This is a genomic window from Nitrococcus sp. (genome assembly GCF_059432795.1).
Genome location: NZ_JBXWZQ010000094.1, coordinates 1 through 7721, shown reverse-complemented (window position 1 = coordinate 7721; position 7721 = coordinate 1). Strand labels below are relative to the sequence as shown.

Genomic DNA, 7721 nt, shown 5'->3' with positions numbered 1-7721 from the left:
AAGTCGAAGCGCGCATAGTCCCGCAGCCCCAGCCGACGGAAGAGCTTTACCGAATCGTCGACCAGCCGGCTCCACTTGACGTCGTCGATGTCGGCACGCCGGAATCGCAGTTTTTTCCAGTACGGCGAATCGGGGTCGGCCTTCGAGCCATAGGTGAGGATCGGCGGCAGGCCGGGGTCGAGGTCGGTGTAGTCGATCTCGAGCGGCGGCAGCACCGTTAACCCGCCCGGCGGATTGCCCACCAGCCCCACGGTGTACTCGGCGCCGCTGAGGAAGTCCTGAATCAGCGCATCGGTCATCAGGGGCTCGCCGGCTAGCCAGCGCAGGTAGGTCTCTGCCTCCTGGGTGTCGTGCGCCACGCAGTCGCGGGTGATGCCGAAACTGCCGCCGCTGCTGTTGGGCTTGATCATGCAGGGAAAGAGGCTCGGCAGCACCAGCGGGTCGGCGGCGAGGTCCACGTACGTCTCGTTGGGCACGGCGATGCCTTGCCCCGTTGCCAGCGCGCGCACCAGCGCCTTGTCCGTGGTCAGGCTGATCGCCAAGGGATCGGCGCCGGTATAGGGGACGCCCAGGATCTCCAGCAGCGCCGGGATGTCGCGCTCCAGCTCCCAGTCGTTGCGAAAGCCGGTATCGCACAAGTTCAGCGCTAGGTCGGGAGGGCGGGCGCGCAGGTCGTCGATCAGCGTGGTGTGGTCGTCGAGCAGCGTGAAGCGGTAGTCCGTCAGCCGCTCCAGTGCCTCGCGCAGGTGTTCGACCGCCTCCAGTTCCTCGCGGCCGAAGCGGCCGTCCACGGCATAGCGGTAGGCCAGGCGTGGATCGCCGAGCAGGACCGCCACGTTCAGACGATGCATCTTCCATCCCTGTGATGCCCAATTCGCCACAGTATAGGCGCCGTATGACACATCGACCATGCGCAGCGGCTCTTCCGTTTGTCCTGATGGCGATCTCGCATGGGTTGAGATACTGAGAGTCAGGACGATTGCCCCGCGCGTGCCGGCCTTCTAAAAGACGGCATGTCACAGGCGATGCCTCGTTACGCCTTGATCTACGTCAACGGGGCGGCAACCAGCCCACCTAGTATATCGCTTAAGGCCCGAGGCGATGGAGAGGCGACGTGTGCCGGGTCTCGCGGCGCTAAAGCATGTTGTCGCCCGGGCCTCGAATGACGGTATCTGCCTGAAGGCACTTTTCGTTCAGGTTTACGTCGGGGAGGCTGACAATGCGCAAAACACAAGCGGGACTGCGAAACCTGATTATCGTGAGCGCTACCATCATCGCGTTGCTCGTCATCGTGGCCATCATGGCCCGCGGCCTCGGAGGGTAATCGCCATGAAGCGGCTTTGTTTTCTGTCACCGGATGTGGCGCATGCACGCGAGGCGATCAGCGCGCTGCGCGCCGAGGGGATCCCCGACCGGCACCTCTACGTCGTGGGTCGACACGGCATCGATATCGAGGGGCTGCCCGATGCCGGCCCTGAGGACGACGATTTCTTGCCGGCCTATGAGCGCGGCCTCGCCCTGGGCGGCGCTGGCGGGCTGCTCTCGGGGCTGGTGATGATGGCGTTTCCCCCGGCCGGGATCGTTGTCGGCGGCGGCGCGCTCATCCTCATAACCCTGTTCGGCGCGGGACTCGGCGGGCTGCTGACGAGCCTGGCGGGCGCGGCGTTTCCGAGCTCCCGGCTGGAGGAGTTCGAGGAGGCCATCGAGAAGGGCTCGGTGCTGATCATGGCCGACGTCGTGGAAGACGACGTAGAGCAGTGCAAGGCCGCGATACGAAGACTTGCACCCGAGGTCGAGATCAAGGGCTTCGAGCCGCACGCTCCCCTTATTCCCTGACCGGCGACGAGCCCGGTGCGCACCGCCGAGCGGCGCTCTGCAAAGTGGGCGGCGTGCGCCGGGTGGCTCGTGGGAGCGAAACCGGATCCGGCAAGCCGAGCTCATCGGCGGTCAGGCCGAGATTTCATACGGGCATGGCCGACTCAACATGGGGCGGAATTCCTTCGGCCGCGAATTCGAGTGCCCCGGTCGGTCCCGCTGGCGTCTGCGGGCATCGGAGACTGGCCTCTCCCAGTTGAGCGGATGAGTCCACCTCTATTGTATTGGGACAATTCGCTTGCGACTGCCAGTTCCAGAAACTCCAACAGCGCGCCGGTTCGCCCGCGTGGGATGGGCACGCCCCCTGACCCACCGATGCGATTTTTCCTACAATACGCATCATGAAAGGCATTTTGTTCGATCCCGTGGACAGTCCCTACCGGGTCGCGTACGACGGCTCGTTCGACATCGCTCATGCTCCCACCGCGCCGCCGGCAGAGCAAAAAGACAAGAAGGCCAATAAGAAAGGACTCCAAGAGGCGATAACACGCATTCGCATGCGTCAGCGAACGCTTCTGGCCGACGATCGCTACTCGCTGCTGCTGATCTTCCAGGGGATGGACGCCTCCGGCAAGGACGGCACCATCCGGGCCGTGATGACCGGCATCAATCCGGCGGGCTGCCAGGTCTTCAACTTCAAGCAACCCTCGCACAAAGAGCTCGCTCACGACTTCATGTGGCGAATCTATCGCTGCTTGCCCGAGCGCGGGCGTATCGGCATCTTCAACCGCAGTCACTACGAAGAGGTGCTGATCGTGCGGGTGCACCCGGAAAATCTCGCCGATCAGCGCATTCCGCGCCAAATCGATCATCCTGGCCTGTGGCGCGAGCGGCTCGAATCCATCGCCGATATCGAGCACCACCTGGCCCGCAACGGCACCGCCATCGTCAAGTTCTGGCTCAACGTCGCCAAAAAGGAGCAGCGCAAGCGCTTTCTCGCGCGGATCGACAAGCCCGATTCGAACTGGAAGTTCTCGTTTCGCGACGTGGAGGAGCGCAAGCACTGGGACGACTACATGAGCGCCTACGAGCAAGCTCTGCGCGCCACTTCCAGACCGTGCGCTCCGTGGTATGCCATTCCGGCGGACGACAAGCCCTACATGCGCCGGGTCGTCGCCGACATCGTCGCCGGTACCCTCGAGCGACTCGACATCCATTTCCCCGAGGTCTCGGACGAACGCAAAGCCGAGATGCTCGCGATGCGGGAGCAGCTCGACTCCCCCCAATGACACGATGAGCAGGACCCCAGGCGCCTGATCACCATGATGCCTTGGCTCATCGCTGCCTGGGCGGTCGTCGGGCCGAGCCCCCCGGTTCTGCCTCAAGCGCGGAAGACTCATGCCGGCGCGCTCATGTGCTCCAGAAACCAGGCGCAGGCCAGCTGGGAGACCCGTTCGAGTGCCCCTCGCTCCTCGAACAAATGGGTTGCTCCGGAGACGATTTCCACCTTTACGACGCTGCGCATGAGGCTCGCCGCCTGTCGATTGAGGTCGATTACCACAGAGTCCCGCCCACCGACGATCAAAAGCGTCGGGGCCTGAACTCTGGGCAGAAACTCCTCGGCCATGTCTGGGCGCCCGCCCCGGGATACCACCGCGGCAACCTGCTCGCCTCGCTCAGCCGCCGCGACCAAGGCGGCGGCCGCCCCCGTGCTGGCACCGAAATAGCCAAGTGGTAGCGCGCCGACAATCGGCTGCCCTGCAAGCCACTCGCTCGCCAGAACAAGCCGCCGGGCCAACCGGGGGATATCGAAACGATACTCATGGGTCATCGCGTCGAGAAGCTCTTCGTGCTCTGTCAGCAAATCCAGGAGGATGGTGGCCAACCCGTGGCCTACCAGGTGTGCGGCGACGGCGCGATTGCGCGGGCTCGAGCGGCTGCTGCCGCTTCCATGGGCAAACATCACCACCCCTGCCGGTTCGGTGAGCGGCCATGTCAGATCGGCGTGCAGACGGAGACCTTTCACCTCGATCACTAACGGCTCCGGCACGGCGGGACGGGGAATCGGATCAGTCATGGTAGCTCTCGCAGTCTATGTTGGATGACCGCATTCAGGGCGGCACGACGGTCAGCCGTCCCATCGCATCCGCCGCCGTCCCGCCTGTCCGGCCGATGGCGTGAATGACCGGGATGCGGTGGACCTTGTGGCCGCCGCGCATCCTCGCCACCGCGCCGAAGAGGCTATCGTGCGCAGGCACGAGAAATGGCGATTCGCTGCCCCGTCGGCCTTGGCCCGCGCCTGCCTTCTTGGGGCGCCCGGCGCGCCACAACCGCGAGCGAGTGTCCCCGACTCAGCCAACAATGTGATGCTTGCCCACGATGTGGACTGTGCTCGCAGCAGGACCGTCCTCCCCGTCGATTTCCGCAAAACGCACCTCGTCACCGACCACCAATTTGTCAAAATCGGTATCGACGACACTGTTACGGGTAAAACGAAGGGCTCGCCCGTCAGCGGTCTCGATCACGCCATAGTTTGCCGCAGGCATGATTTCCCGAATTCGGCCATGGGGTGGCGTCTCGTGGTGTTTGACATCATCGCGGCGCTTGCGCGCGTGGTCCTCAAGCTGCCGGGTGATGTCATCGAATGCATCGCGAATAGCCACGTAGACATCCTCATGCGCGTGGTGCTGGGCCGGCTCACGACTGACCACCAGCTCCGCCCCCGGCACCGTCAGATCAATACGCACGTGATAGAGGTTGCCCTTGTGATGATGGTGATGATGCGCCTCGACAACGACGCGGCAGCCCATGATTCGATCGAAATAGCGTTCGAGCTTCGCCGCCTCCTCACGTACTCTGCCTTCGAGTACCGGGGAGTGATCCATATTCCGAAACGTGACTTGAATGGGAATTTGCATTGACTCGCCCTCTCGCTTGCCCGGCCCCGCAGCTCCTCGTGGGGCACAAGGCTATCGCCAAAGATTGCCGAGCGCGCACGATCGGCTCCACGCATTGGAATATAGCAACACCGGCTTGCCCCCCTGTTGACTTGCGTCAACGGCGCGCCGGTGCCGCCCAAAATGCCAGCATGCGCGTGTGAGTGGGGTAGAAGAGGCTGGGGAAGCTTTCGCTGACGACTCAGAGCAAGCCCGGCCGCTTTTCGAACAAGGCATGCCCCTCGAACGTGCCGGCTTCGATGTCGAGGTGCGGTCGAGCATCCTGCGTTTTGCAGGCAGTCATAAGAGAGGCTGCGCGAATTGCTCGTGAGCTACGCCCGTAAGCCTTTCTATGGCTCCGGCGTCTCCCCCGCGTCATTGTCCGCCTGCTCATCGATGGATTTTTCGCCACTTTCCGGCTCCCCGCTCCAGGATTCGCGGCGAGGGCGGTAGTCCTTGCCGCGCTCTCCCCAGGAGGGCCGTTGCATGGCGGGATCCGAATAATCGAGATCATCCGTTTCCAGATCGTCGACCGGGCCCGTCCAGTCCTCCGGGGGTTCGCCTATATCGATGTCCATCTCCTTCCAGGCATCGAGATCCAGCGCTTCCACATCGCCGTCGTAGTGCTGGATCTCGATCATTTCCTCCTCAATGGCGACGACCATGAAGGATTGGCCCTTGTCGTGGTGCCAGTACCACTGGCCGATAACGGGCTCGAGCTCATTGGGCATCTCCCACCTCCGCGGTCGCTTTTTTTTAGTCGCGCGTCACGGGTTATCGGGGTCCGCCGGACCGGCTGGAACCCAAAGCCCGCGGTCACAGCGCAACAGCATCCCGCCGCTGCGAACATATGCGCCGTCCCGGTAAGTGGCATTATTGAAATAACACACCGGCTCTCCCGGCACTTCCTGGCGCAGCGCTTCAGTCTCCTCGTCGCCTTCCTCGGCAATCGGGGAGTTACGCAGTTCCGGGTCCTGCGATCCGACATCCGGCACCTCAGAATTTTCGTGCATCGCCTGTCCCCCGTTGAGTCGCCGACGCGTTCGGTTCCATTCAGGCACAACATGTGCTTTGCGATCTTGCGCTAGGTCAAAACAGCCTCATCGATACGCAGTGAAAATGACACGGAGGTGGAGTGTTCCGCTTCTAGCGCCAGCCACAATGCGCACAGCCATCAAAATAACTTGAGGAATTCGCCAATGACTCACTGGAGCAAGCATACGAATACGAACTCAAGCCGTGGTGGACGCCGCGATCGGTTGATCCGGGAACAAGAGCACGATCCGTACCGCGCCCGCAGCAAGCCCCCGGAGCCTTCTGTCTGCGCCGACTGTGGTGCCGTATTCCACCGCGGGCGCTGGCAATGGGGCGAGTCGCCGCCCGATGCTCACGAGACACAGTGCCCTGCCTGCGCGCGGACCCGCTCTCGCGTACCGGCAGGGTTTCTGACGCTTACGGGCCGGTTTCTGCAAGCGCATCAAGAGGAGATCCTGGCGTTGGCACGCAATCTCGAGGAGCGCGAGCAACGCGAGCACCCGCTGAAGCGAATCATGGCGATCGAACCGCAAGATTCGCGCATCGAGATAACGTTCACTGATCCGCATCTGGCACGTGGCGTCGGTGAAGCCATGCACCGAGCCTATCAGGGCGATTTGCGCTACGAATACACCGAAGGCGAGAACATGCTACGGGTAACTTGGCACCGCGATGAGTGAAGGCGCGGCAACCGTACGGCTGCGGCTCCCGTTGTCCTCGGCCACCGGTGTACAGCGTGTGTCGGTGCCGATCCAGCGCGAGCGCCGGCGTGTCTACGGGGGCACTGAAGCGCAATCCAGGCTCGGGGCTTGCTGGTCGAGTACAAGGAGGAGCCTCCCCACGAGTTACCCGGCGGCCAGCCATGGGCTTGCCTCAAAGGGCGCTGGGCTACCGTTTGAGCGGTTCAGGCGGCAATTCTTCTCGCCACGTAATAGCCGTAACTGACAAATGCCGCGTTTCGTTCATAGAGCGCCATCTCGTTTTCTTCTGCCGCGACGATGGCCGCCGCAGCCTCCGAGTTGCCATGACGCGATAAGAATGCCCCGAAGCGCGCCTGCATCGGTCGGTAGTAGTTGTCCAACCAGCATTGTTTCGGAAGAGCGAAGTATCCAACAGGGGAAAAACCGTTCTTTTCTAGGATTGCCATTTTGGCCGACGCCGTACCTACCTCGGGGTATTCCTGCATCCAATGCAGCGCTAGCTCGGCAGGCCTTTCTGGCGTCAGCCATGTCAGCTCGGATACGGCCAGTATGCCGTCCGGCTTCAGAAAGCGACGCCAGGCCTTAATGCCGTTCGCAAAGCCCATGTTGTAGATGGCGCCTTCTGACCAGATCGCGTCGAAGGATTGCTCTTCGAAGGGAAGCGCTTCCATCGAGGCGACCAGCGTCTCAATCCGTTCGCGGAGACTCTCCCGTTCCGCGGCGATATCGAGCTCGTGGACAAACTCCGGCAGGAAATCGACAGCCGTCACCGAGGCATCAAGCTCTTTTGCCAGCACGAGCGTGGAGGCACCGGTTCCGCAGCCGATGTCGGCAATCTTCAAGCCTTGTCCTGTACGCAGGCCTGACAGCGTGATGGCAAGGCGCGTTGCATCGTCGCCGCCCGGATCCTGGCGTTTGCCATAACGGTGTAACTCGATGAGAAGGGCGAGATCAGCCAAGTGCTGGCCCCGGTCAGTGTGCATGAATGTTATATCTCGTGCGGGATTGCGGCGACGACTGCAAACGGCTAAAAGCCGAGCAATGAACGGTCGTGGTACGTCTAACTTGTTTCGGCTGGTTCAATGGTTGGATTCACACCGATGCTACGCTCCTCTGGCGCTCGCCGTGAGTCGATTCGCTCCAGCGATCGGTGCTACCGAGCAGGCCGCGTGCCTGCCGAAGACGTTCTATTGTGCGCTCCCGTCGGTCGCCAGATAAATTCCGTGCTCGGCGT

At 62.5% G+C, this 7721-nt stretch carries 10 protein-coding genes; 3 read left to right on the top strand and 7 right to left on the bottom strand.

Annotation, left to right across the window (positions count from 1 at the left end; all coding sequences use genetic code 11):
- The coding region (locus tag AC52Q4_RS07205) for a D-alanine--D-alanine ligase family protein (protein ID WP_495536122.1) at positions 1–851 on the bottom strand (851 nt) is incomplete at its 3' end.
- Positions 852–1329: 478 nt separating this feature from the next.
- On the opposite strand from AC52Q4_RS07205, the gene AC52Q4_RS07200 reads away from it, so the two are divergent.
- Positions 1330–1836, top strand: coding sequence for a DUF1269 domain-containing protein (locus AC52Q4_RS07200; protein WP_495536121.1), 507 nt, complete (start codon positions 1330–1332; stop codon positions 1834–1836).
- Between the two features lie 380 nt (positions 1837–2216).
- Positions 2217–3104: a PPK2 family polyphosphate kinase gene (locus AC52Q4_RS07195; RefSeq protein ID WP_495536120.1), complete on the top strand. Its 888-nt coding sequence runs from the start codon at positions 2217–2219 to the stop codon at positions 3102–3104.
- A gap of 107 nt (positions 3105–3211) precedes the next feature.
- Here the strand turns inward: AC52Q4_RS07195 and AC52Q4_RS07190 are convergent, their stop codons facing one another.
- From AC52Q4_RS07190 to AC52Q4_RS07170, 5 genes are all read right to left on the bottom strand, one after another.
- On the bottom strand, positions 3212–3778 hold the full coding sequence (locus AC52Q4_RS07190) for a dienelactone hydrolase family protein (RefSeq protein ID WP_495536123.1): 567 nt from the start codon (positions 3776–3778) through the stop codon (positions 3212–3214).
- A 148-nt stretch (positions 3779–3926) separates the two neighbouring features.
- On the bottom strand, positions 3927–4073 hold the full coding sequence (locus AC52Q4_RS07185; protein ID WP_495536119.1) for a hypothetical protein: 147 nt from the start codon (positions 4071–4073) through the stop codon (positions 3927–3929).
- Positions 4074–4166: 93 nt separating this feature from the next.
- Positions 4167–4733 carry a ribosome hibernation-promoting factor, HPF/YfiA family gene (hpf, locus tag AC52Q4_RS07180; RefSeq protein ID WP_495536118.1) on the bottom strand — a complete coding sequence of 189 codons (567 nt, stop codon included), beginning with the start codon at positions 4731–4733 and terminating at the stop codon, positions 4167–4169.
- A gap of 368 nt (positions 4734–5101) precedes the next feature.
- Complete coding sequence (locus AC52Q4_RS07175; protein ID WP_495536117.1) at positions 5102–5482, bottom strand: DUF6763 family protein; 381 nt, start codon at positions 5480–5482, stop codon at positions 5102–5104.
- A gap of 36 nt (positions 5483–5518) precedes the next feature.
- Positions 5519–5764, bottom strand: a complete 246-nt coding sequence (locus AC52Q4_RS07170; protein WP_495536116.1) for a DUF1496 domain-containing protein — start codon at positions 5762–5764, stop codon at positions 5519–5521.
- A 186-nt stretch (positions 5765–5950) separates the two neighbouring features.
- On the opposite strand from AC52Q4_RS07170, the gene AC52Q4_RS07165 reads away from it, so the two are divergent.
- A complete protein-coding gene (locus AC52Q4_RS07165) occupies positions 5951–6466 on the top strand; it encodes a BCAM0308 family protein (protein WP_495536115.1) in 516 nt (171 codons plus the stop codon).
- 224 nt (positions 6467–6690) lie between these two features.
- On the opposite strand, the gene AC52Q4_RS07160 is transcribed toward AC52Q4_RS07165, so the two are convergent.
- Entirely contained in the window at positions 6691–7446 is a 756-nt protein-coding gene (locus AC52Q4_RS07160) for a class I SAM-dependent methyltransferase (protein ID WP_495536114.1), read from the bottom strand.
- Positions 7447–7721 lie beyond the last annotated feature (275 nt).